General features: G+C 70.8%; 20 protein-coding genes and 1 tRNA gene. 4 read left to right on the top strand and 17 right to left on the bottom strand.

Annotated elements, in window-relative coordinates:
- Nucleotides 1–62 precede the first annotated feature (62 nt).
- The 8 genes from IZR01_RS26810 to IZR01_RS26775 all read right to left on the bottom strand — a co-directional run bounded on the left by IZR01_RS26810 (nucleotide 63) and on the right by IZR01_RS26775 (nucleotide 7561).
- Nucleotides 63–1358 (bottom strand): sensor histidine kinase, encoded by a 1296-nt coding sequence (locus IZR01_RS26810; protein ID WP_194894644.1) that lies wholly within the window; start codon nucleotides 1356–1358, stop codon nucleotides 63–65.
- On the bottom strand, nucleotides 1358–2137 hold the full coding sequence (locus tag IZR01_RS26805; protein WP_194894643.1) for an ABC transporter permease: 780 nt from the start codon (nucleotides 2135–2137) through the stop codon (nucleotides 1358–1360). Before IZR01_RS26805 ends, IZR01_RS26810 begins: the two co-directional genes overlap by 1 nt.
- The gene (locus IZR01_RS26800; protein WP_194894642.1) at nucleotides 2134–3090 is read right to left on the bottom strand and encodes an ABC transporter ATP-binding protein; all 957 of its coding nucleotides are present in this window, start codon (nucleotides 3088–3090) and stop codon (nucleotides 2134–2136) included. The genes IZR01_RS26805 and IZR01_RS26800 overlap by 4 nt, the downstream gene beginning before the upstream one ends.
- Nucleotides 3091–3201: 111 nt before the next feature.
- A complete protein-coding gene (pth, locus tag IZR01_RS26795; protein WP_194925458.1) occupies nucleotides 3202–3819 on the bottom strand; it encodes an aminoacyl-tRNA hydrolase in 618 nt (205 codons plus the stop codon).
- Between the two features lie 151 nt (nucleotides 3820–3970).
- Entirely contained in the window at nucleotides 3971–4579 is a 609-nt protein-coding gene (locus IZR01_RS26790; RefSeq protein ID WP_194894640.1) for a 50S ribosomal protein L25/general stress protein Ctc, read from the bottom strand.
- A gap of 192 nt (nucleotides 4580–4771) precedes the next feature.
- The gene (locus IZR01_RS26785) at nucleotides 4772–5752 is read right to left on the bottom strand and encodes a ribose-phosphate diphosphokinase (RefSeq protein ID WP_194925457.1); all 981 of its coding nucleotides are present in this window, start codon (nucleotides 5750–5752) and stop codon (nucleotides 4772–4774) included.
- A gap of 63 nt (nucleotides 5753–5815) precedes the next feature.
- The gene (glmU, locus tag IZR01_RS26780; protein ID WP_194925456.1) at nucleotides 5816–7351 is read right to left on the bottom strand and encodes a bifunctional UDP-N-acetylglucosamine diphosphorylase/glucosamine-1-phosphate N-acetyltransferase GlmU; all 1536 of its coding nucleotides are present in this window, start codon (nucleotides 7349–7351) and stop codon (nucleotides 5816–5818) included.
- Between the two features lie 138 nt (nucleotides 7352–7489).
- Nucleotides 7490–7561, bottom strand: a tRNA-Gln gene (locus tag IZR01_RS26775).
- A 218-nt stretch (nucleotides 7562–7779) separates the two neighbouring features.
- Here IZR01_RS26775 and IZR01_RS26770 point away from each other — a divergent pair.
- Nucleotides 7780–8736 (top strand): acyl-CoA desaturase, encoded by a 957-nt coding sequence (locus tag IZR01_RS26770; RefSeq protein ID WP_194894655.1) that lies wholly within the window; start codon nucleotides 7780–7782, stop codon nucleotides 8734–8736.
- 149 nt (nucleotides 8737–8885) lie between these two features.
- Nucleotides 8886–9605, top strand: coding sequence for a TetR family transcriptional regulator (locus tag IZR01_RS26765; protein ID WP_228554667.1), 720 nt, complete (start codon nucleotides 8886–8888; stop codon nucleotides 9603–9605).
- 19 nt (nucleotides 9606–9624) lie between these two features.
- Here the strand turns inward: IZR01_RS26765 and IZR01_RS26760 are convergent, their stop codons facing one another.
- The 7 genes from IZR01_RS26760 to IZR01_RS26730 all read right to left on the bottom strand — a co-directional run bounded on the left by IZR01_RS26760 (nucleotide 9625) and on the right by IZR01_RS26730 (nucleotide 18166).
- The gene (locus IZR01_RS26760) at nucleotides 9625–10380 is read right to left on the bottom strand and encodes an AMP-binding protein (RefSeq protein ID WP_194894637.1); all 756 of its coding nucleotides are present in this window, start codon (nucleotides 10378–10380) and stop codon (nucleotides 9625–9627) included.
- A 76-nt stretch (nucleotides 10381–10456) separates the two neighbouring features.
- Nucleotides 10457–12445: an ATP-binding protein gene (locus tag IZR01_RS26755; RefSeq protein ID WP_194925455.1), complete on the bottom strand. Its 1989-nt coding sequence runs from the start codon at nucleotides 12443–12445 to the stop codon at nucleotides 10457–10459.
- Between the two features lie 83 nt (nucleotides 12446–12528).
- A complete protein-coding gene (locus tag IZR01_RS26750; RefSeq protein ID WP_194925454.1) occupies nucleotides 12529–14121 on the bottom strand; it encodes an acyl-CoA carboxylase subunit beta in 1593 nt (530 codons plus the stop codon).
- A gap of 142 nt (nucleotides 14122–14263) precedes the next feature.
- Entirely contained in the window at nucleotides 14264–15067 is an 804-nt protein-coding gene (locus IZR01_RS26745) for an SDR family NAD(P)-dependent oxidoreductase (RefSeq protein ID WP_194894634.1), read from the bottom strand.
- A 302-nt stretch (nucleotides 15068–15369) separates the two neighbouring features.
- Nucleotides 15370–16020 (bottom strand): DJ-1/PfpI family protein, encoded by a 651-nt coding sequence (locus IZR01_RS26740; protein WP_194894633.1) that lies wholly within the window; start codon nucleotides 16018–16020, stop codon nucleotides 15370–15372.
- A 25-nt stretch (nucleotides 16021–16045) separates the two neighbouring features.
- Nucleotides 16046–17017 carry a GlxA family transcriptional regulator gene (locus IZR01_RS26735; protein ID WP_194925453.1) on the bottom strand — a complete coding sequence of 324 codons (972 nt, stop codon included), beginning with the start codon at nucleotides 17015–17017 and terminating at the stop codon, nucleotides 16046–16048.
- 93 nt (nucleotides 17018–17110) lie between these two features.
- Nucleotides 17111–18166, bottom strand: a complete 1056-nt coding sequence (locus tag IZR01_RS26730) for a hypothetical protein (protein WP_194925452.1) — start codon at nucleotides 18164–18166, stop codon at nucleotides 17111–17113.
- 138 nt (nucleotides 18167–18304) lie between these two features.
- On the opposite strand from IZR01_RS26730, the gene hisC reads away from it, so the two are divergent.
- On the top strand, nucleotides 18305–19375 hold the full coding sequence (gene hisC, locus IZR01_RS26725; protein ID WP_194894630.1) for a histidinol-phosphate transaminase: 1071 nt from the start codon (nucleotides 18305–18307) through the stop codon (nucleotides 19373–19375).
- A gap of 123 nt (nucleotides 19376–19498) precedes the next feature.
- A complete protein-coding gene (locus IZR01_RS26720) occupies nucleotides 19499–20704 on the top strand; it encodes a GAF domain-containing sensor histidine kinase (protein ID WP_194894629.1) in 1206 nt (401 codons plus the stop codon).
- A 105-nt stretch (nucleotides 20705–20809) separates the two neighbouring features.
- Here the strand turns inward: IZR01_RS26720 and IZR01_RS26715 are convergent, their stop codons facing one another.
- Both IZR01_RS26715 and IZR01_RS26710 read right to left on the bottom strand, forming a co-directional pair.
- The gene (locus IZR01_RS26715) at nucleotides 20810–22396 is read right to left on the bottom strand and encodes a multicopper oxidase family protein (RefSeq protein WP_194925451.1); all 1587 of its coding nucleotides are present in this window, start codon (nucleotides 22394–22396) and stop codon (nucleotides 20810–20812) included.
- Nucleotides 22393–22797 carry a hypothetical protein gene (locus IZR01_RS26710; protein WP_194925450.1) on the bottom strand — a complete coding sequence of 135 codons (405 nt, stop codon included), beginning with the start codon at nucleotides 22795–22797 and terminating at the stop codon, nucleotides 22393–22395. The genes IZR01_RS26715 and IZR01_RS26710 overlap by 4 nt, the downstream gene beginning before the upstream one ends.
- Nucleotides 22798–23018 lie beyond the last annotated feature (221 nt).

Here is a 23018-nt window from a genome sequence, read left to right as displayed (position 1 = left end):
GTTCAATGGGCGAGCTCCCAGGTCGCGCGCGGCCGCTCATCCCCGCTCAGCTCCACCGGTTCTCAACCCGCCGCGGTCGCCACCGGAGCGGCCCACGCACCGGTCGCCACCATGGTCCCGGGCGTGACGCCGAACACCGGACAGCCCGGAGCCGGAGCCGGAACCGCCGCGCTGATCGCGGTCCCGTCGCCGGGTTCGCTCTCGATGGTCAGGGTCCCGCCGATCTGCCCCAGCCGCGAGCGCATCGCGGCCAGCCCGTAGCCGGTGCCGTTCGCCGACGGTCCGGCGGCGGCCAGCCCGGCGCTGTCGAACCCGGATCCGTCGTCGACGACGTCCAGCACCACCACGTCCGGCGTGTAGGACAGCGTCACCCCGACCCGGGCCGCGCCCGAGTACTTGTCGGCGTTCGCCAGGGCCTCCTGCGCGGCCCGGAACAGCACCACCTCGACCTCCGGCGGCAGCGCCACGGCCTCGCCGCTGACCTCGACCCGGGCGTCGATCCCGGCGGTCCGGGACCACGCGGCCGTCAGTTCGGTCAGGGCCTCCGGCAGCTGGGCGGCGGCCAGCGGCCCGGGCCGCAGCGCCTGCACCGACCGGCGCGCCTCGGCCAGGCTCTCCCGGGCCAGCTCGCGCGCCAAGTCCAGGTGGTGCTGCCGCTTCTGCGCGTCCTCGTCGAACCGCTCCACGACCTCCAGCTGCCGCACGATGCCGGTGAGCCCCTGGGCGATGGTGTCGTGGATCTCCCCGGCCAGCCGCTGCCGCTCGTCCATGACGCCGGCCTCCCGGGCCTGCGCCACCAGCTGTGCGTGCAGTCCGGCGTTCTCCTCCAGCATCTCGTGCAGCCGCTGGTTGGCCTCGGCCAGCTCCCGGCGGTGGGCGTCCTCGGCCGTGCCGGCGACCGTCATGGACCCGGCGATCATTCCGTTGACCAGGAAGAGGATGATGTAGAAAAAGATCCCCAGGCCGTGGATGTTGTGGACGCCGCCCATCTGGCAGGCCGCGATCGCCGCGGCGGTGCCGACCACACCGGCCAGGTTCCACCGCCCCGGCAGGATCTGGGCGTGCAGGTACCCGATGAAGGCGAAGAACCCGAACAGCGGGCTGATCGCCACCAGCGTCATGATCAACGCCAGCAGGCCCACGTAGTAGACCACCGGGCGCCACCCCACGGGCGCCCGTCCCTGCGTCTCCTGCATCCACAGGGGCATCCCCCAGAGCAGCCACAGCGCCGTGACGGTCGAGACCCCGACGACCACGGCGTAGTACGCCGTGGTCTTGGGCCCGATGATCAGGGCCAGCGGCGCAGAGATCGCCAGCCCCGCATACGGTATCCACCGCTGGATAGTGGCCGTTTCCATTACTCCCACTTGAAGACTCGGGCCGCCGCCAGCGCGCCGACGACCGTGTAACCGGCCAGGACCGCCAGATGCTGCCAGGCCGCCCCGCTGCCGGACCAGGTGTCCACGATCGCGCCGTACGGCACGAACCCGCTGAGGTCGCGCAGCACGTGCGGCATCGATTGCAGCGGAACATAGACGCCGGCGAAGAAGAAGTTCAGGATCATCGTAGGCACTCCGAACGCGGTGGCAACCCCGGCGGACGGCGCGAGTGCCGAGATCAGGAGTCCGAGCGCCAGCAAAGCCGTCGTCCCCAGTACATAGGACGCCAGCATCAGCGCGGGGTTCGCCGGCAGCGTGGCCCCGAACCCGACCACCCCGATCAGCACCACCGCGGCCGCCGTCGCGGCGGCGGTCGCGGCGATCACGGTCACCTGCGCCGCGAGCAGTCCGGCGGCCGGCACCGGCGACACCGCCAGCCGCCGCAGCACGCCGCGCTCACGCAGGTCGGCGAACGAGACCGGCAACGCGGTGAAGGCCGTCAGCACCGACGAGAGCATCGCGAACGTGGGCACGTAGACGTCCAGCGTCGTCTTGCCGCCGAGCGAGGCCGACGGCTTGCCGAACGCCGGGATCACGCCGAAGACGATGATCAGCGCCACCGGCAAAGCGATTCCGGACAGGACGATCGCGGGCTCCCGCCGCAGCAGCCGGGCCTGGGTGCGGACCAGCGTGCGGAACCCGTTGCCGGTCATACGGAATTCGGGGAGCAGGCGTGGCGAGGCGGTGGTGGCGCTCATCGGGACTCCTCAGAGGTGGTGCGGCTGGTGTGGTGCGGGCCGTCCGAGTCGCCCGGGTGGCTGGTCAGCGCGATGAAGGCGTCGTCCAGGCTGTTCTGCTCGACCCGCAGTTCGGCGGCGATGATCTGGCGGCGGGCCAGGAGGGCCGTCACCGCGCCGATCACCTCGGAGTTCCCGGCGACCTCCAGGTACGCGCCGTGCCGCTCGACGCTGCTCACTTCGGGCAGCGCCAGCAACAGCGCGTCCTGGACCGGCGCCGACGGCCGGAACCGCATCCGCTGCCCCGCCGCCGACCCGTACGCCGCCAGCCCGGCCGGGGTGTCCACGGCCACCACCCGGCCGGCGTCGATGATCGCGACCCGGTCGCACAACCGCTCGGCCTCCTCCATGAAGTGGGTGACCAGCAGCACGGTGACCCCGGCCGCGCGGACCTGCTCGACCATCTCCCAGGCCGTGCGGCGGGCGTGCGGGTCCAGCCCGGTGGTCAGCTCGTCGAGCACCACCACGCGCGGATTGCCGACCATCGCCAGCGCCACGGCCAGGCGCTGCTTCTGGCCGCCGGACAGCTTGCCGAAGCGGGCCGTGGCCTTCTCGGTCAGCTCCCACTGCGCCAGGAGCCGACCGACATCGGCGGGCTCGCGGTAGAAGGACGCGTACAGCTCCAGGGCCTCACGCACCTGGATCTTCGCCGGGAGCTGACTCTCCTGCAACTGCACGCCGAGCACCTGCCGCACGTTCTCGCGGTCCAGTCCCGGGTCCAGCCCCAGGACGCGGACGGCCCCGGCGTCCGGCGTCCGCAGACCGCTGATGCACTCCACGGTGGTGGTCTTCCCGGCACCGTTCGGCCCGAGGATCCCGAAGATCTCCCCCTCGCCGACCTCGAAGGAGACGTCGGCCACGGCGGTGGTGTCGCCGTATGTCTTCTTGAGGTTCCGTACCTCGATCGCTGGCATGCCTCAAGAATCGCCCCGCGGCCCCGGTCGGCGGATCGACCGGCGAGCTCGTTCCGGGCGCCGATCAGGTGGAGACCGGGCATCCACCGATCGGTGGATGAGGGTCAGTTCTCAGGCCGCGTGGTAGATGTTCTGCGCGTCGACCAGGCCGCGCCGGATCAGGTCCTCGACCGCGTCGGCCGCCCGGTCCACGTGGTAGTCCAGCTCCTTCTTCTCCACCGAGGAGAAGTCCTTCAGCACGAAGTCGGCGGGGTCCTGGCGGCCCGGCGGCCGTCCCACGCCGAAGCGGACCCGGTGGTAGTCCTTGGTCCCCAAGGCCGAGGAGATGGAGCGCAGCCCGTTGTGGCCGTTGTCGCCCCCGCCGAGCTTGAGGCGCAGCACGCCGTAGTCGATGTCGAGTTCGTCGTGCACAACAACGATCTGCATTGGCTGCAAAGGCGTCGCAGGCTCGATCTTGTAGAAGTCCCGCAGCGCCTTCACCGGGCCGCCGGACAGGTTCATGAACGTCTTCGGCTTGGCCAGCACCACCCGCGGCCCGCCGATGCCCAGCCGGCCCTCGACGACGTCCGCCCGGGCCTTGTGCGACTTGAACTTGCCGCCGACCCGCGCGGCCAACAGGTCCGCGACCATGAACCCGGCGTTGTGCCGGTTCCCGGCGTACCCGGGGCCGGGGTTGCCCAGTCCGACCACGAGCCAAAGCTGGTCGCGGGTTTCGGGAGCATTGGTCATGTCGGCCGTCCGGATCGGGGGTACGGGTGGCAGAGCCCCCGCCGCGCCGCTTGCGGCGCCGAGAGCACAGCGCCGAGGCCCGCGATCAACCAGAGTTGATCGCGGGCCTCGGTGGTGGTCATGACGACCAGGATAGCGGGGCTGAGAGTGCTTACTCCCCAGCGGCGTCGCCGGCGTCGCCCTCGCCCTCGGCGGCCTCGGCGGCCTCCTCGGACACCTCGCCGCGGGTCGCGGCGACATGCAGCACCAGCTGGTCGCCGTCGGTCAGCAGCTCGACGCCTTCCGGCAGCTGAAGGTCGCGGGCGAAGAGCTGGAAGCCCTCCTCCTTCTTCTCCACGTCCACCTCGAAGGAGGTCGGGATGTGGGTGGCCTCGGTCAGCACCGACACCGAGGTCAGCGGCTGGTCCAGCACCGCGCCGGTGACGACCTCGCCGACCGGGGTGACCGCGACGTCGACGGTGACCTTCTCGCCCTGGCGGACCAGCAGCAGGTCCACGTGCTCCAGGGTCCGCTTCACCGGGTCCTTCTGCACGTCCTTGGGCAGCACCAGCTGGGTCGTGCCGTCGCCGAAGTCCAGGCTCAGCAGCACGTTGGAAGTCCGCAGCGCGATCATCAGGTCGTGGCCCGGCAGCAGCACGTGGCGCACCGGCTCGCCGTGGCCGTACACGACACCCGGGATCTTGTTGACGGCCCGGGCGCGGCGGGCGAAGCCCTTGCCGAACTCGGTGCGGTTCTCGGCGCTCAAACGGATCTCAGCCATGGGGGTTTCTCCTTGTTTCGTCGATAACGGCGGGGAGTGGTCTCCCGCCCTCGCCGGACAAAGGTCCAGCTTAGCGTGCCCAAAGCGATGCTCCGGACCACGCGGTGGTCCGGAGCATCGCTTTGGGCTCAGTACTTATAGCCGCTCAGTACTTATAGCCCAGTACTCGCAAAGCCCTGGGCTCGTGGTGGCTCAGTGGCTGTGGTCGTCGAACATCGACGTGACCGAACCGTCCTCGAACACCTCGCGGATGGCCCGGGCCAGCATCGGCGCGATGGACAGCACCGTCATCTTGTCGAACCGCTTCTCGTCCGGGATCGGCAGCGTGTTGGTGAAGATCACCTCGCTGATCCGCGAGTTCTTCAGCCGGTCCACCGCCGGGTCGGACAGCACCGCGTGCGTGGCCGCGATGATGACCTCGGCCGCGCCGTTGTCGAACAGCGCCTCGGCGGCCGCGCAGATGGTGCCGGCGGTGTCGACCATGTCGTCGACCAGGACACAGGTGCGGCCCTTGACGTCACCGACGATCTCGTGGACCGAGACCGTGTTGGGGATGTTCGGGTCGCGGCGCTTGTGCACGATCGCCAGCGGCGTGTTCAGGCGGTCGGTCCAGCGGTCGGCGGTGCGGACCCGGCCGGCGTCGGGGGAGACCACCGTCAGCTTCGCCGTGTCGTACTTGCCGCGGATGTAGTCCACCAGCAGGGGCAGCGCGAACAGGTGGTCCACCGGGCCGTCGAAGTAGCCCTGGATCTGGTCGGTGTGCAGGTCCACGGCCATCAGCCGGTCGGCGCCCGCGGTCGCGAAGAAGTCTGCCATCAGCCGGGCCGAGATCGGCTCGCGGCCCTTGTGCTTCTTGTCCTGGCGGGCATAGCCGTAGAACGGGGTGATGACAGTGATCCGCTTGGCGGACGCCCGCTTGAGCGCGTCCACCATGATCAGCTGCTCCATGATGGAGTGGTTGATAGGGGCTGAGTGACACTGGATCACGAAGGCGTCGCTACCACGCACCGATTCCTCGAACCGGGTGTAGATCTCGCCGTTGGCGAAGTCGTGCGCCTTCATCGGCGCGATCTCCACCCCCAGCTCTTCGGCGACTTCCTGGGCCAGCTCGGGGTAGGCACGTCCGGTGAAAAGCATGAGCTTCTTCTCACCGGTGGTCTTAAGGCCGGTCACGGTGGGTTCTCCTAAGAGACGAGGGGCCGTAGTTCTTTCATACTCTCAGACGCAACGAGCCGTTCAGACCGCGTCCCCCCGACCGTCGGGCTCGCTGCCTGTGGGATCGGTCTCAGCGGCGGGGCCGGCATCGGATCCCGACTGCCCGGAGCGCTCGATCGCGCGCTCGGCCGCCTGGGCCGCCGCCGAGCCCGGACGCTTGCGGGCGACGTAGCCGGCGATGTTGCGCTGGCGGCCGCGCGCCACCGCCAACTCCCCCGGGCCGACCGGCAGGCTGATCGCCGAGCCGGCCGCGACGTAGGCGCCGTCGGCGATGTCGGCCGGGGCGATCAGGGTGGTGTTGGTGCCGATGAAGGCGTGGTCGCCGATGCGGGTCGGGAACTTGTTCTCGCCGTCGTAGTTGGCGGTGATGACGCCGGCGCCGACGTTGCAGCCCTCGCCGATGGTGGCGTCGCCGATGTAGGCCAGGTGCGGGACCTTGCTGCCGGCGCCGATCGTCGACTTCTTCATCTCCACGAAGCCGCCGGCCTTGGCCTTGCGGCCGAGCTTGGTCCCCGGGCGCAGGTAGGTGTACGGGCCGACGCTGGCCTGCGGGCCGATCTCGGCGCCGTCGGTGGTGGCGTTGGTGACCCGGGCGCCGGCCCCGACGACGGTGTCCCTCAGCGTGCAGTTCGGGCCGACGTCGGCGCCGGCGGCGATCCGGGTCGTGCCCTCCAGCTGGGTGTTGGGCCGGACCGTGGCGTCCGGCTCCAGCACCACGTCCACGTCGATCCAGGTGGTCGCCGGGTCCACGATGGTGACGCCCTCGACCATCCACCGGCGGGTGATCCGCTGGTTCATCAGCCGGCGCAGATCCGCCAGCTGGGCCCGGTCGTTGGCGGCCAGCAGGTCGCGGTGGTCGGCGGCGACCACGGCGCCGACCGGCAGCCCGTCGCCGACCGCGATCGCCAGCACGTCGGTGAGCAGTTCCTCACCCTGGGCGTTGTCGGTGGTGAGCCGGCCCAGCGCGGCGCGCAAGGTCTCGGCGTCGAAGGCGAAGATCCCGGAGTTCACCTCGTGGATGGCGGCCTGCTCCGGGGTGCAGTCCTTCTGCTCGACGATGCCGAGCAGCCGGCCGGCCGGCGTGCCGTCCGGCTCGCGCAGGATCCGGCCCAGGCCCGTCGGGTCCGGCACGACCGCGGTCAGGTCGGTCACCGCGTTGCCGGCCTTCTCGTGCTCGGCGATCAGGTGCCGCAGCGTGTCCCCGGTGACCATGGCCCCGTCGCCCAGCAGCACCAGCACCGTGCCGCGCAGCTCCGCGCCGTCCGCGGTCAGCGCCTCCAGCGCCAGCCGGGTCGCCTCCCCGGTGCCGTTCTGCGGGTCCTGCACGACGATCCGGGCCTCGGGGGCGATCGCCTCGACGTGCGGGGCGACCTGGTCGCGCCCCTTGCCGACGACCACCGCGAGCCGCCGCGGCGCCAGCTCGTGCGCGGCGGCCACCACGTGTCCGAGCATCGTGCGCCCGCACAGTTCGTGCAGCACCTTCGGCGTCGCGGATTTCATCCGCTTGCCCTCGCCGGCGGCCAGGATGACGACGGTCGGCGCGTGCTGGTCGGTCATGGGGCGACTCCTAGCGGGGTGCGGTGCTGCGCGCCGCGCGTCGGCGGCGTCGGTTCCCTAGGAGGGTAGCGATCGTGGGGAGGGGTTGCGAGCGACCCCCGCCGGGGCGGGCCGGCCACGCCCCGGCCACCGCCAGTGCTCCGCCACCAGGACTCGAACCTGGACAAACAGATCCAAAGTCTGCTGGGCTGCCAATTACCCCATGGCGGATCGTCGTCGCCAGTTTCCCACATCCGGGGGTCCTCGCGCGCCCGGGATTAGGGGCGGCGCCGACCTTCCCGGGTCCTCCGGGAGGCGTACAGCGTTCGGACATCCGAGCGTCACCCGCCGTGTAATCCTTGTAACCCAACCTACGGCAGCGTAGGTTGCGGTCAGTTCCCCCGATCCGCCAGCCCCACAAGGGCACTTCCCCTCAAGGCATGATCGCGATGACAGCAACCTCGGTACCCCAGCAGTCCGTCGAGCCCGCCCCCGGCCGGGGCACGCTCGGGGGCGACCAACAGTCCTTCAAGGAACGCTTCGCGCTCAGCCTGTTCATCGGCATCCCGTTCGTGGCGCTGGTCGCGTCCGTCCCGGTGCTGTGGGGCTGGGGTCTGACGTGGACCGATCTGATCATCGCGGTGGTGATGTACGCGATCAGCGGGCACGGCGTCACGGTCGGGTTCCACCGCTTGTTCACCCACTCCTCTTTCAAGGCCCGCAGGGCGCTGCGGGTGGGGCTGGCGATCGCCGGCTCGCTGGCCGTCCAGGGCCCGGTGATCCGCTGGGTCGCCGACCACCGCAAGCACCACCGCTTCAGCGACCAGGACGGCGATCCGCACTCCCCGTGGCGCTACGGCGCGACCGTCCCGGCCCTGATCAAGGGCATGTGGTGGGCGCACATCGGCTGGCTGTTCAACGTCGAGCAGACTAACCAGCAGCAGTACGCCCCGGACCTGCTCAAGGACCGGGCGATCGTCCGGGTCTCCCGGGCCTTCCCCTACCTGGCGCTGGCCTCGCTGCTGCTGCCGGCGCTCGTCGGCGGCCTGGTGACCTGGAGCTGGCAGGGGATACTGACCGCCTTCTTCTGGGGCTCGCTGGTCCGGATCAGCCTGCTGCACCACACCACCTGGTCGATCAACTCGATCTGCCACGCCATCGGCGAGCGGCCGTTCCGCTCCCGGGACCGGTCCGGGAACGTGTGGTGGCTGGCGGTGCTGTCGATGGGCGAGTCCTGGCACAACCTGCACCACTCGGACCCGACCGCGGCCCGGCACGGCGTGCTGCGCGGCCAGATCGACTCCTCGGCGCGGATCATCTGGGTGTTCGAGAAGCTGGGCTGGGTGCGCGACGTCCGGTGGCCCTCGCCAGAGCGCATCGCCATGAAGCAGACGCAGGCGATCTGATCCGAAGCGGGCCCGGGCGGTCCCACCCGCGACGACGTCCGGCCGCCAGAGACGGAGGCTGCCTCCACCCCGGTCGCGTCATGTCGCGAGAAACCTGAGAGAATGCCACGGTGACTTCCCGAACCTCGGCCCCGGCGTCCCGCACCCGGATGAGCGGCAAGGAACGGCGGGAACAACTCATCGAGATCGGCCGGACACTGTTCGCCGAGCGCGGCTTCGACGCCACCTCGGTGGAGGAGATCGCGACCAAGGCCGGGGTCTCCAAGCCGGTGGTGTACGAGCACTTCGGCGGCAAGGAGGGGCTGTACGCGGTCGTGGTCGACCGGGAGATGGCCAAGCTGCTGTCGATGGTGACCACCGGCCTGACCGGCGAACACGCCCGCGAGCTGCTGGAACAGGCGGCCTTCGCGCTGCTGGACTACATCGAGTCCAGCACCGACGGCTTCCGCATCCTGGTCCGCGACTCCCCGGTCACCACCTCCACCGGCAACTTCGCCTCCCTGATCTCCGACATCGCCTCCCAGGTCGAGGACCTGCTCGGGGTGCACTTCATGCACCGCGGCTACGACCCCAAGCTGGCCCCGATGTACGCCCAGATGCTGGTCGGCATGGTCGCCCTGACCGGCCAGTGGTGGCTCGACGTCCGCAAGCCGCCCAAGGCCGAGGTGGCCGCGCACCTGGTGAACCTGGCCTGGAACGGCCTGTCCCACCTGGAGGGGCAGCCGCGGCTGATAGTGCAGGAGCAGGCCGAGGCCAAGGTGCGGCGCGCCGCGCGCAAGACCCAGCGGGCCGAGCGGGGCACGCGGGCTGAGCACTCGGAACTCGCCGAGCACGCCGAGCGCGCGAAGCCGGCCGAGGCGAAGCGGTAGCTACTCCTCCCGGCAGTGGCTACTCCTCCCGCACCAGCACCGTCGCAGCCCCCGCCGACATGTTCGCCAGCACCCGCACCGCGGCCTCGTGCACCGTCACCGGCGCGTCCAGCGCCTCGACGTCGCCGCGGGCCAGGGACTTGCGGCGCAGCATCTCGGAGGCCGACGCCAGCAGCGCGCGATGGGTGTACTCGCCGCGAGTCGGTCCCTTCTTCCCGGTCGAGGAGTAGAGCCGCAGCACGGGGTCGTCGCCGCTCACGGCCGCGAGTTCCCGGGCCGCACGCAGCAGCGCCTCATGGGTCTCGTGGGTCTCCAGCCACTCCTCGTACTCGTCCTCGCGGCCGCCGACGGTGATCGTGCTGACCACCGAGACGATCTCCATCATGGCGCCGTCGATGAGGTCCACGAACTCCTCGCCGACGAACAGGATCCGGGCCTCGGCCTCGTTCAGCGCGTGGACCAGCCGCGCGCGGTCCAGGCGCCAGTCCAGCCAGGTGCAGACCAGCCCCATGTTGCTGGCCGCGAACAGGGTCTCGACGTGGACCGGGTGGTTGCGGGCCAGCACGGCGACCCGCTGGCCGCGCTGCAACCGGTCGCTGCGGATCCCGGTCACGCACTTGCGGACCCGAGCGTCGAACTCGGTCCAGTCCCACTCCTGGTCCCCGTAGGCGAGGACGGAGCCATGCGCGTTCTCGTCGAGGTTCACACGCACGATGTCGCCGAGCCGGTGGAACTCCACCGGGTCGCGCGTCTCAGTACTTTGCGTGGCAGGCATGCCCCGATTCTGGGCTGAAAGCGCCCCGCGCGCCAGCACTACGCGCGCGGGGGACTTACATCCTCCACACGCCCTGTCAGGCCAAAGTCACCAGAATCTGGTGCGCGTCCACGAACTGCCCCACCGCGCAGTCCACCGAGGCCACGACGCCGTCCCGCCCGGCCTTGACCTGGTGCTCCATCTTCATGGCCTCCATGGTCACCAGTACCTGCCCGGACCTCACCCGGTCCCCGGCCGCCACCGCGATCGCGACCACGGTCCCGGGCACCTCGGCGGCCCCGTCATCAGCGGCGGAGGCATCGGCGTCCTCGGGGAACCGGGGCGTCGGCTTCCACGCCGAGTGCCCGCCGTCGCTGTCGTCGACCCAGACCACGGTGTCGTCGGCGACCCGCACCCGGCACAGCCGATCGACGCCGTCGACGGCGACCCGCACCGACTCAGGGCCCAGATCCTTCAGGGATACCTCGTACTCGGCCCCGCCGTGGATCAGGTACAGCGTCGAGCCGTCCAGCCGGTAGGTCACCGGCGTCTCGGGCGCGCGGCGGACGTCCTGCCGAGTCCACGCGGCGTTCGCGCCGTCGTACGGCAGCAGCCGCCAGCCGGCCGGGGCGAAGGCCGTGGCGCCACCGGCCGTCCGACGCCGGTGTACGGACACCGCGATGGCCGCCGCGAGATGCGCGGTGACGTCCACCCGGTCTTCCGGCGCGGACAGCGCGGGGTGCAGGTCGAGGAAGTCGGTCCGCGTGGTCCCGGCCAGGAAGTCCGGGTCGCGCAGGATCGCGACGAGCTGATCCCGGTTGGTCTTCAAACCCTGGATCCGCATTCCGGCCAGCGCCGAGGCCAGCTTCAGTGCCGCCTCGGTCCGGCTGGCACCGGTCGCGATCACCTTGGCCAGCATCGGGTCGTAGTAGTGCGAGACGACGCTGCCGCTGCGCACCCCGTCCTCATAACGGATCCCGGGCACATCAGTGTGCTCATACAGCGCGAGGGTCCCGGGCGAGGGGATGTACTTGCGGGCCGGGTCCTCGGCGTAGATCCGGACCTCGATCGCGTGGCCGTGCAGGCCTTCGGGGTCCGGCGCGGTGAGCTCGGCGCCGTTCGCGACCTCGAACTGCTTGCGGACCAGGTCCTGCCCCCAGACCTCCTCGGTGACCGGGTGCTCGACCTGGAGCCGGGTGTTCATCTCCAGGAAGTAATAGGAGTCGTCCGTGTCGTCGAACAGGAACTCCACGGTCCCGGCGCCGACGTAGCCGAGCTCGCGCACCAGCGCGCACGCGACCTCGCCCATCCGGGCCCGGACCGCCGCGCCGACCACGGGTGAGGGCGCCTCCTCGACGACCTTCTGGTGCCGGCGCTGCACCGAGCACTCGCGCTCGCCGTAGAACACCGCGTTGCCGTGGCTGTCGCCGAACACCTGGATCTCGATATGCCGGGACGCGGTCAGGTAGCGCTCCAGGAACACGGTCCCGTCCCCGAACGCGGCCGTCGCCTCGCGCCGGGCCCCGGAGACCGCGTTCTCCAGCTCGTCCACGGCGGAGACCAGCCGCATGCCCTTGCCGCCGCCCCCGGCCGAAGCCTTTACCAGCAACGGGAATCCGACGCCTTCGCCGGCCTTGCGCCAGTCGTCGGGCTCGTCGGTGGTGAGCAGCGCGTCCGGCAGCACCGGGACCCCGGCCGCCTTGGCGATCGCCTTCGCCTCGTGCTTGATCCCCATCTTCCGGATCGAGTCCGGGGACGGGCCGACGAACACGATCCCGGCCTGCGCACAGGCCTCGGCGAAGCCGGCGTTCTCCGACAGGAAGCCGTAGCCGGGGTGGACGGCGTCCGCGCCGGTCTTGCGCGCCGCCTCCAGGATCTTCGCGACGTCCAGGTACGACTCCGCGCTGGTGCTGCCGCCGAGGGCCACCGCGACGTCGGCCTCGCGCACGTGCGGGGCGTCCGCGTCCGGCTCGGAATACACGGCGACGGTGCGCAGGCCAAGGGCCTTGGCGGTGCGGAAGACCCGCCGGGCGATCTCGCCCCGGTTGGCCACTAGCACGGTGGAGAACGTCGGATTCGTCGGCATGGCGTCACTGTCTCACAGGTCGGAATATCGGTCGTGGAGCTGTGACTGTCGTCACGATCCGCGCGGCGGCGGGCCGCGGGCGGCTACATCCGGAACGGCGCGAACGCCCGGGTCCCGGCCACCGGACCGGAGTCGATCGCCGACAACGCGAGCCCGAGCACGGTCCGGCTCTGCCGCGGGTCGATCACCCCGTCGTCCCACAGCCGGCCGCTGGCGTAGACGGCATCGGACTGCCCGTCGACCATCGCCTCGATGAACTCCCGGGTCTGCGCGTCCGCGTCCTCGTCGTACGGCTGCCCGGCCTTCTCAGCCTTCTGCCGCTGGACGATCGACATCACCCCGGCCAGCTCCCGGCCGCCCATCACGGCGATCCGGTGGTTCGGCCAGGTGAACACGAAGCGCGGGTCGTAGGCGCGGCCGGACATGCCGTAGTTGCCGGCGCCGTAGGAGGCCCCGACCATCAGCGTCACGTGCGGCACCTGGGAGTTGGAGACGGCGTTGATCAGCTTGCTGCCGTCCTTGATGATGCCGCCACGCTCGTAGCGGGAGCCGACCATGAAGCCGGTGATGTTCTGGACGAACAGCAGCGGCACCTCGCGGGCGTTGGCCAGCTGGATGAAGTGCGCGCCCTTGTTCGCCTCCTCGGAGAACAGGATGCCGTTGTTGGCCAGGATGCCGACCGGGTAGCCGTGGATCGAGCCCCAGCCGCAGACCAGGGTGGTGCCGTAGAGCGGCTTGAACTCCGAGAAGCGCGAGCCGTCCAGCACCCGGGCCAGTATCTCCCGCACCTCGACCGGCCGCCGCAGATCCATCGGGGCCAGAGCGAGCAGGTCCTCGGCTGCGTGGACGGGTTCATCAGGGTTCTCAGTCGGTCCCGGACCGGCCTTGCGCCAGCGCAGATCGGCGACGATCTGCCGCCCGATCCGGATCGCGTCCCGCTCGTCGCGCGCCAGGTAGTCGGCCAGGCCGGAGACGCGCGCGTGCATGTCCGCACCGCCCAGCGTCTCGTCGTCGGTGTCCTCGTTGATCGCCATCTTCACCAGCGGCGGCCCGCCGAGGTACACCGCCGCCTGGTTCTTCACCATCACGGTGAACTCGCTCATGCCGGGCACGTACGCGCCGCCGGCGGTCGAGGACCCGAACACGATGGACAGCGTCGGGATCCCGGCCGCCGACAACCGCGAGATCCCCTTGAACGAGGCCCCGCCCGGCACGAAGATGTCCGCCTGCCGCGGCAGATCGGCCCCCGCCGACTCGGTCAGCGAGATCAGCGGCAGCCGGTTCCGCTCGGCGATCTCCAGCATCCGCAACTGCTTGGCCACCCCGGACGGTCCGACCGCACCGCCCTTCACGGTCGGGTCGTTGGCACCGATCATGCACTCGACGCCGGACACGGTGCCGATCCCCGACACGCCGCCGACGGTCTCGGTCGGATCGTGCGTCCCGGCCAACGCGGCCAACTCCAGGAACGGCGAGTCCTCGTCCAGCAACAGATCCAGCCGCTCCCGCGCGAGCAACTTGCCCCGCGAACGGTGCCGCTCGGCGTACTTCTCCCCGCCGCCGGCCAGCACCTTCTGCTGGAGCTCCCTGATCCGCTGCAAGGCGGCCAACACCGCCTCGCGATCGGCGCGGGCCGCCTCCGACGACGGATCCAGCTGGGAGCGGAGCACTGGCATGGCGGCCTCTTCCTCGGCGCGGGCGCTACTCGTACTACTCGCCAGTAACCTAAACCGCCGCGCGCGGCTCCGCAATCGATCACAAACCGCGCGCGCCGCCCGGCGCAGGCTGTTCGGGCGGCCACCCCACACGCCGAGCCCGCTACAGCTCCTTCAACATGCCGCCGTCCACGACGAAGTCCGCCCCATTGACGCTCCCCGACCGCGGCGACGCCAACAACGCCACCACATCGGCGACCTCCTGCGGCTCCACGAAGCGGCCCGTGCTCAGCCGCAACATCTCCGGCAACGTCTTGTCGAGCAACGTGTCGCGGTCCACCCCCATGGCCCCGGCGAACATGTCCGCGACCCCGCCCTCGTCGGTCCACCAATTAGTCCGCGTGACACCCGGCGACACGGCGTTGACCCGCACCCCCAGCGGCCCGAACTCCTCGGCCAACCCTTTCGAGACATGCGCGAGCGCGGCCTTGGCGGCCGAGTACTCGTAGTTGTTGGTCCCGGGCTGACGCGCGAGCGAGGAGGAGACGTTGACGATCGTCCCGCCCCGCTCGACCAGATGCGGCAGCGCGGCACGGGTCAGCCGCATGACGGCGAACAGGTTGAACTCGAAGATCGCCTGCCAGTCGACATCGGTACCGTCCAGGAACGGCCCGCGCGGCAACATGACACCCGGCGGGGGACCGCCGGCGTTGTTGACCAGAATGTCGAGGCCGCCGAAAGCCTCGACGGCCCGAGCCACCACCTGCCCCGGAAGCACCGGATCCAGCAGATCGCCGGCCACATGGAGCAGGTTCGGACCGGCCAGCCCCGCCAGCCCCGCCGACTCCGAACGCGACGCCGCGACGACGAACGCGCCCTCCTCCAGCAACGTCCTGACAACAGCAAGGCCGATGCCCTTACTGCCGCCGGTGACAACGGCGACGCGGCCGCGCAGTGCAAGGTCCATGACGATCCCCTAAGGCTTGATGTAAGGCTTGGTGAAGTGGTTGAAATCGCAACCACCTCACCGACCTTAGGCGGCCGGGTGCGCCGGGGCTGGCGGTGTTCGGACGGCTCATCTCGCCGCCGGGCGATCAGCACGGTCGCGCACTGCCGACTCTTGTCGCACGCCGCTCGCACCGCTCGGCAGCGAAGCCGCTCGCCGCTCAAGCAGCACCTCGCACTACCCCCGCCGCGCCCCGCCTTCCCGAACGCGCCGCTCGCACCGCTCGGCAGCGAAGCCGCTCGCCAGTCAAGCAGCACCTCGCACTACCCCCGCCGCGCCCCGCCTTCCCGAATCAGCTCCGGCGTCCGCCGCACCAACTCCGGCCCCGCCTTCGCCACCGACCCGGTGTCGTGCGGCGGCTGCGGGTCGTACTCGATCCACAGCTGCACCGCCTTCGCGAAGTCGTCGCCCTCGATCAGGCCGGCCAGCGTGAGGGCCATGTCGATCCCCGAGGAGACTCCGGCGGCCGTGATCACCTTGCCGCGGCGGACCACGCGGTCGGCGGTGTAGTGGGCGCCGTGCGATTCCAGGTCCTCGACGGCGTTCCAGTGCGTGGTGGCGTCGAGGTCTTTGAGGATGCCCGCCGCGCCGAGCAGGAGGGAGCCGGTGCAGACCGAGGTGGTCCAGGTGGTGGTCTCGTGCATGCGGGCGATCCAGTCGATCAGCGGTTTGCGCGCCTCGTAATCGCGGGTCCCGCCGCCGCCGGGGACCAGCAGGATGTCGCAGGATTCGATGTCGGCCGGGCCGGCTTGGGCCTGGAGGCCGAAGCCGCCGTCGGCGCCGGCGATGACGCCGGGTTCGGCGGCGACGAAGACGGTCTCGGTGTCTGGCAGGAAGCGCAGGACGTCGTAGGGGCCGACGAGGTCCAGGGGCATGAAGCCGGGGAACAGGGGGATGGCGATGCGGCGGGTCATGGTTGACTCCCTTTTCTACGGATCCCTATCGGTGGGAACTGAAATGCCGCCGGTACTCCCCGGGCGTCACCCGGATCGTCCGGTTGAAGGTCCGGTGCATGGTCTCGACGGTCCCGAACCCGCAGCTGCGCGCGATCCGGTCCAGCCCGTCCCGCGTGCTCTCCAGCAGCCGCTGCGCCGCCTCCAGCCGCGCGGCCTCGACGTACGCCGCGACCGTCATCCCGGTCTCGGCCCGGAACACGCGCGAGAAGTGCCGCTCGCTCAGCGCCGCACGCCGCGCCAGCGCCGGCAGGCTCAGATCGTCGTCGAGATGGTCCGCGATCCAGTCCTGCACCTCCCGCAGCGCATCGCGCCCCGGACGCTGCGCCGCCAGCTGCGTGCTGAACTGCGCCTGTCCGCCGGGCCGCTGCACGAACACCACCAGCTGCTTGGCGATCCGCCGCGCCACCGACCCGCCGAAGTCGTCCTCGACCAGGGCCAGCGCCAGGTCCACACCGGCGGTGACCCCGGCCGACGTCCAGATCGGGTCGTCACGGATGAAGATCGGGTCCGCCTCGACCCGGACGCGCGGGAACTGGGCGGCCAACTCCTCGCAGGAGTCCCAATGCGTCACCACCCGCCGACCGTCCAGCAGCCCGGCCGCCGCGAGCAGGAACGCGCCCGAGCAGACCGAGGTGACCCGGCGGGCCCGAGCCGCGTTCGCCCGGACCCAGTCCACGTAAACCGGATCGTGGATCGCGGTGCGCACCCCGCGCCCGCCGACCACCACCAGCGTGTCGATCGCCGTATCGGCGGCCTCGGCCATCGTCTGGTGCGGCACGACGGCCAACCCGTCCGACGCCGTCACCGCCGCGCGATCAAGCGCCACGACCGAGGTCTGGTAACGCTCATGCCCCGGCCCGAACAGCGAGTCGGCCTGCGCGAACACCTCCAGCGGCCCGGTCAGATCGAGCAGCTGGAACCGCGGGAAGACCAGGAACACCACGCGGCGGCTCATGCTTAAAGCGTCGCCGCATGAGCCGAAGTCCGCAATGACACGTGAGTGACAGATCCGGCCATGAAAGTCGCGGCCGGATCCGCTCAGACCACCTCACCCCGCCGTGATCATCCCGACCAACGCCTTCCCCACCTCCGGCGTCATCACGTCGAAGTGGCTCCGGATGTAGGCACTCGAATCCAGATTGCTGATCGCCCCGGCCGGGAAGGCGTACCCGGGCCCCGAGACCGGCAGCATCTTGCCCCACACCGACTCCGGCGTGCACAGCGCGCCATGGGCCCCGATCGCCCCGAACTCCGCACCCGCGGCGTCCTCCGGGGCCCGGCCGGCCGAGTCCGTCTGGTCGTCGACCAGCCGCGAGGCCAGGTCGTAGATGATGCCGACCATCTCGTCGTGCCGCGAGTGCGTCACGACCACCGGCCCCCGCAGCCGCCCGCCGAACAGCCCGGGGCGGAACAGACCGTCGTGCACGCCGTCCCAGTGCTTGGCGAAGCCGAACTGCGACAACGCACCCTGGATCAGCATCGCCGACGACACCGGCAGCGGCCCGCAGTTGGCCAGCGCCGAGGCCATCACCCGGGACCCGAGACTGTGCCCGGCCAGGTGCAGCCGCACCACGGGCCGGGCCGCCCGCACCGCCGCCAACACCGGCGCCAGACCCCGGCCGACGTTGCCGGACCGTGCCTTCATCTCGTAGTAGGTCGCCAGGTTCATGACGGCGTAGATCCCGTCCTCCAGCCGGCCGAACTTCTCCAGCAGGGCACCGGGGTCCAGGCCGAAGAACGCGGACTGGTGGTCGCCGGGGTTGGCGTACTCCGCCGCGGCCGGCAGGTCGATGATCTCGGTCCGGACCCGGTTCCGGATCCGGGTGACGTAGGCCGCGGCGGTCCGGCCGCTCGGATCGTTCACGGCCGCGGTGGCCTCGGCCTCCGGAACCGCGTCGAATCGCCGGGCCGGCCACACGATCCCGAGCACGGCCAGTCCCGGCGGAGCGCCACCGGCCTGGACCATGGCCCGGGTCAGGCCGTCGTACAGGATCTGGGCCCGTGAGGCGTCGTCCAGCCAGCCGTGTGAGAGCACCAACACGTCTGTGACATCGGCACCGAGCGCCACCGCCGGGGCGACGCCGCGTTGAGTGGGGTCGGCCACTTGACCGTCCGCTCCGAATACCAACTCTCCGTAAGCGAATCCGTTGAGGGTCACACCTCATTTGTCCCGCTCAGGGCGCTCGGCGAAAAGTCCGGCGGCGGTTAATCTGAGATCAACCCCGAGAAGGAGATTCCAGCCGTGGCCGACGACGTCCAGACCCCGAAGCTCCGTGGAGCATTGCGCGGCATCCCCGTTTACAAAGCGGGAAAGATCCCCGACACCTCCGCCTTCAAGCTGTCCTCGAATGAGAACCCTTACCCGCCCCTCCCGGGCGTGCTGGAGGCGGTCCAGAAGTCCGCGGAGAGCTTCAACCGCTACCCCGACATGGGCGTCGCGGCGCTGACCGCCGAACTCGCCGAGCACTTCGGCGTCCCGACGGAGCACATCGCCACCGGCACCGGCTCGGTCGGCGTGGCGCAGCAACTGCTGCAGGCCACCTCGGGCCCGGGGGACGAGGTGATCTACGCGTGGCGCTCGTTCGAGGCGTACCCGATCATCACGCAGATCTCCGGGGCCACCTCGATCCAGGTGCCGCTGACCCCCGACGAGCACCACGACCTGGACGCGATGGCCGCCGCGGTGACCGACCGCACCCGCCTGATCTTCGTCTGCAACCCCAACAACCCGACCGGCGTCGCGATCTCCAAGGACGACCTGGTCCGGTTCCTGGACCGGGTGCCGAGCGACGTGCTGGTGGTCATCGACGAGGCCTACCGGGAGTTCGTGCGGGACGACAGCAGCCCGGACGCCCTGGAGATCTACCGCGACCGCCCCAACGTGGCCGTCCTGCGCACCTTCTCCAAGGCCTACGGCCTGGCCGGTCTGCGCATCGGCTTCGCCGTCGCGCACGAGCCGGTGGCCGCGGCGCTGCGCCAGACCGCGGTGCCGTTCGGCGTCAACAGCCTGGCGCAGGTGGCCGCGATCGAGTCGCTGCGGGCCGAGAAGCTGCTGCTGGAGCGCTGCGAGGCGCTGGTCCAGGAGCGCACCCGGGTCATCGACGGATTGCGCGCGCAGGGCTGGACCGTGCCGGAGAGCCAGGCCAACTTCATCTGGCTGCGGCTGGGCGAGCGCACCGTGGAGTTCGCCGCGATGGCCGAGGTCTCCGGCATCGTGGTCCGGCCGTTCGCCGGCGAGGGCGTGCGGATCACCATCGGCGAGGTCGAGGCGAACGACATCCTGCTGCGGGTCGCGGGCGAGTTCCGGGAGTAGCACCCGACACCGGCCCCGCGGGAGTTGACCTGCGAGGCCGGCAGCCTGCGCAAGCAGCGCAGAAGGCAGGCGGCTGAGCTGCACGGAAGGCAGGCGGCGCGCGGGCAGCTTAAGATCGAGGCGATGTCCGAATCGCCCGAAATAGCCGCTCTGCGCGCCGACCTGGCCGCCGCCCGCCGCCGCGAATCCTGGCTCTCGGCGGCCACCGACGTCATCACCCTGATGCTGCTCGCCGAGGACCCCCACGAAGTCCTCGTCCTGGTCGCCGAGCGCGCCCGCGAAGCCTCCGGCGCCGACCACTGCTCTTTGCTGCTGCACCATGAGGGCGGGACCTGGCGCGTCGACGTGGCCACCGGGCTGGCCGCCGACGAGGTGCGCGGGGCGTGGGTGGAGCCGCATCGGCGCTCGGTGGAGGTGGCACTCACCGGCCGCGCCTTCGTCATGGAGGCCGGGGACGCCGAACCCGAGGAGCTCGCGCCGCCCTACCGCCGGTTCGGGGCGCTCGTCTACGCCGCCCTGGCGCAACGCGACGACCGCCCCATCGGCACCCTGGTCCTGGCCAACGCACCGGGCCGGCGGACCTTCGACGACGAAGACGCCCGGCTGGCCACCGCCTTCGCGCACCAGGCCGGCCTGGCGCTGGCCCTCACCGAGGCCCGGGCCGCCGAGGACCGGCTGGCCGTCTACGCCGACCGCGAGCGCATCGCCCGGGATCTGCACGACCTCACCATCCAGCGCATCTTCGCCGCCGGCCTGTCCTTGCAGACGCTGCGCCGCCGCCTCACCCTGCCCGGCCCGGAGCCGCCGGACCTCCCGGCCGCCGCCGACCGCCTGGACGCCGTGATGGACGAGCTCGACGCCGCGATCGCCGAGATCCGCACCACCATCTTCGACCTCCAGCTCTCCGCCGACCAGGAGGCCACCTCGACGCGCGCCCGCGTCCTGCGCGAGGCCTCCCGCGCGGCCCGCGTCCTGGGCTTCGAGCCCTCGGTCCGCTTCACCGGCCCGCTGGACTCCCTCGTCACCGCCGGCACCGGCGCGCATCTGGTGGCCGCCGTCCGCGAGACGCTGGCCAACACGGCCAAACACGCCGGCGCGACCAGGGTCGAGGTGGTGGTGACGGTCGAGACCGGACCGGCCACCACGCTGACCCTGGACGTCCACGACGACGGCGGCGCCCCGATGCCGGCCTGGGAACCGAACCCGCGCACCGCCGCGCAGGGGCTGGCTAACCTCGCCGCCCGCGCGGACGAGCTCGGCGGCAGCTTCCACGCCGGGCCCGCCGAAGAGGCCGAGGGCACCCGCGTGGTCTGGCGGGTACCCCTGTAATCGGCGGCGGCGCACCAGCCGCACCAGATCGCGAGCTCGGCAGATCGGCGTCCGAGCAGCGACCGAGCAGCGGCGGCAGACCGACCCCGGATCACCGGCAGCGGATCAGACCACTTGGATGGCCGCCATCATCGCCATGTCCTCGTGTTCCAGGTTGTGGCAGTGCGCGACATACCGGCCGCGATAGCTGTCGAACCGGATCGCGAACTTGACCTCGGAACCCGGAGACAGCTCCACGGTGTCCTTCCAGCCGTGGTCGTACTCCCCGGCCCCGCCGGTGCCGCGCGCGGTGACCTGGAAGTGCGCCCCGTGTACGTGCACCGAGTGCCGTTCGACCGAGGTCACCGTCCACTCCTCGGTCTTGCCGAACACCGGCTTCAACAGCGGGTGCGCCGGGTCGAAGTCCTTGCCGTTGATCTGCCACTTGTCGCCCTGCAACGAGAAGACCAGCTTCCGCTTGGCCCCGTCGACCGCCGGCTTGTCGATGGTGGACAGCGTCGCCGGGACCGAGGAATCGTCAGCGGCCTGCGACGTGACCTTGAACTGCATCACCAGGCCGGGACCGCCGCTGTCGGCGGCGTTCTTCAGCGTCACCGTCGAACCGACCGGGTACTTTGAGAAGTCCACCACCACGTCGAAGCGCTCGGCCGAGGCCATGGCCAGCGTGGAGTGGGTGACCGGCGCGGCCAGCAGGCCGCCGTCCGAGCCGACCTGGATGAACTCCCCGCCCCCGGGGCCGTCCAGTTTCAGCTCGTAGCGGCGCGCGTTGGAGGCGTTGAGGATCCGCAGCCGGTACTTGACCGCCGCGACCTCCAGGTACGGCCACGGCGCACCGTTCACCAGCACCACGTCGCCCTGCGCCCCGGCCGCGATCGACTTGTCCATGCTCGGTTTTCCGAGCAGCGTCGGGTCCTTCTCCGGGTAGATCAGCTGGCCGTCGCCGTCGAAGGCGCGGTCCGCGATCATCAGCGGGATCTCCCGCTCGCCCTTGGGCAGCGGCAGCTTGTCGTCCTCGGCGTCGCGCACGACGCAGAGCCCGAACAAGCCCCGCCACACCTGCGCCCCGGTGAAGTCCATACGGTGGTCGTGGTACCAGAGCGTGGCCGCGCGCTGGTTCAGCGGGAAGACGTAGTCCCGCCGCACCGCGGTCATCCGCGCCAACGGGTCCGTCATCGACGGCATCCCGTCCATCCCGGACATCGACGCCGCCATCCCCGGATCCGCCATGTCCGCCAGCGCCTGCGGGAACACCAGGTCGGTGGGGAAGCCGTCCTCACTCGGCGGGGTCAGGCCGCCGTGCAGGTGGGTGACGATCGGCACCGGTAGCTGATTGGTCTGGTGCACGACCACCGGCGTGCCGGCGTGCACGTCCAGATACGGCCCGGGGAAGGTCCCGTTGTAGCCGAAGATCTTCGTCTGGTAGCCGGGCAGGATCTCGACCTCGGCCTGCTTCAGCGTCATCGAGTAGTGGACGCCCTGCGCGTCGGTGGAGTCCGGGGCCAGCGGCTTCAGGATCGGCAGCGGGACGGTGAACGGCGCGGGCAGCTTCGCCTTGCTCTTCAGGGTCCCCGGGTTGATCCCGTCGCTACCGGGCTTGGCGCAACCGGCCAGCGTCGGCGCCAGCACCGCGGCCATCCCGGCACCGCCGAACAGCCGCAGCGCGCTTCGGCGGGACAGACGCAAAGCGCTCATTCCCCGGCCTCCGCACCGGGGAAGGCCACGACGGCGCCGACCGAACCGGCCGCCACCGCCGGCTTGTACGGCCGCATCACCAGCGGCATCAAGGTCGCCAAGCCACCCATCATCACCACGCCCAGCGGGATGTGCAGCCACATCAGGTGCGCGAAGCCGGCGTACATCTGGACGCCCTCGGCTACCAGCAGCGAGAGGGACGTGGTGAACGCCGCGCGCGGGAGAAGGTCCTTGCGCCAGGCCGGGAACGCCAAGACGGTCAGGATCAGGCACAGCAGCACCACGATCCCGGCGTTGGTGGCGTGCGAATCGATGGCGGAGTCCTGGCCGGACAGGAACAGCCCGGCCAAGATCGGTTGCAGTAGGAAGGAGAGCGCGTGGAGCACTGCTACCACGCGCAAAGCCGGAAGCATCTGGTACGTCCCCCTCGACGTATACGTGACTCAGGTTCGCGATGACCTCACGACCCTCGCAGCACGCGTTTGATCTACGCGTCCCTCAGCGGGAGTCAGCAGCCGTACTCCACCGGAAGTACCTCCCTCGGCGCCGCCGGAGGGAGTGCGTAGCGCCGACGGCACGTAGGCTGGACAGGCCATGACGAACGACGCCCCCACCCCGGACC

The organism is Catenulispora pinisilvae (assembly GCF_015356865.1).
GTDB classification, from domain to species: domain Bacteria; phylum Actinomycetota; class Actinomycetes; order Streptomycetales; family Catenulisporaceae; genus Catenulispora; species Catenulispora pinisilvae.
The sequence above is the reverse complement of the archived record's forward strand: the minus strand, read 5'-3'. Positions and strand labels throughout refer to the sequence as shown.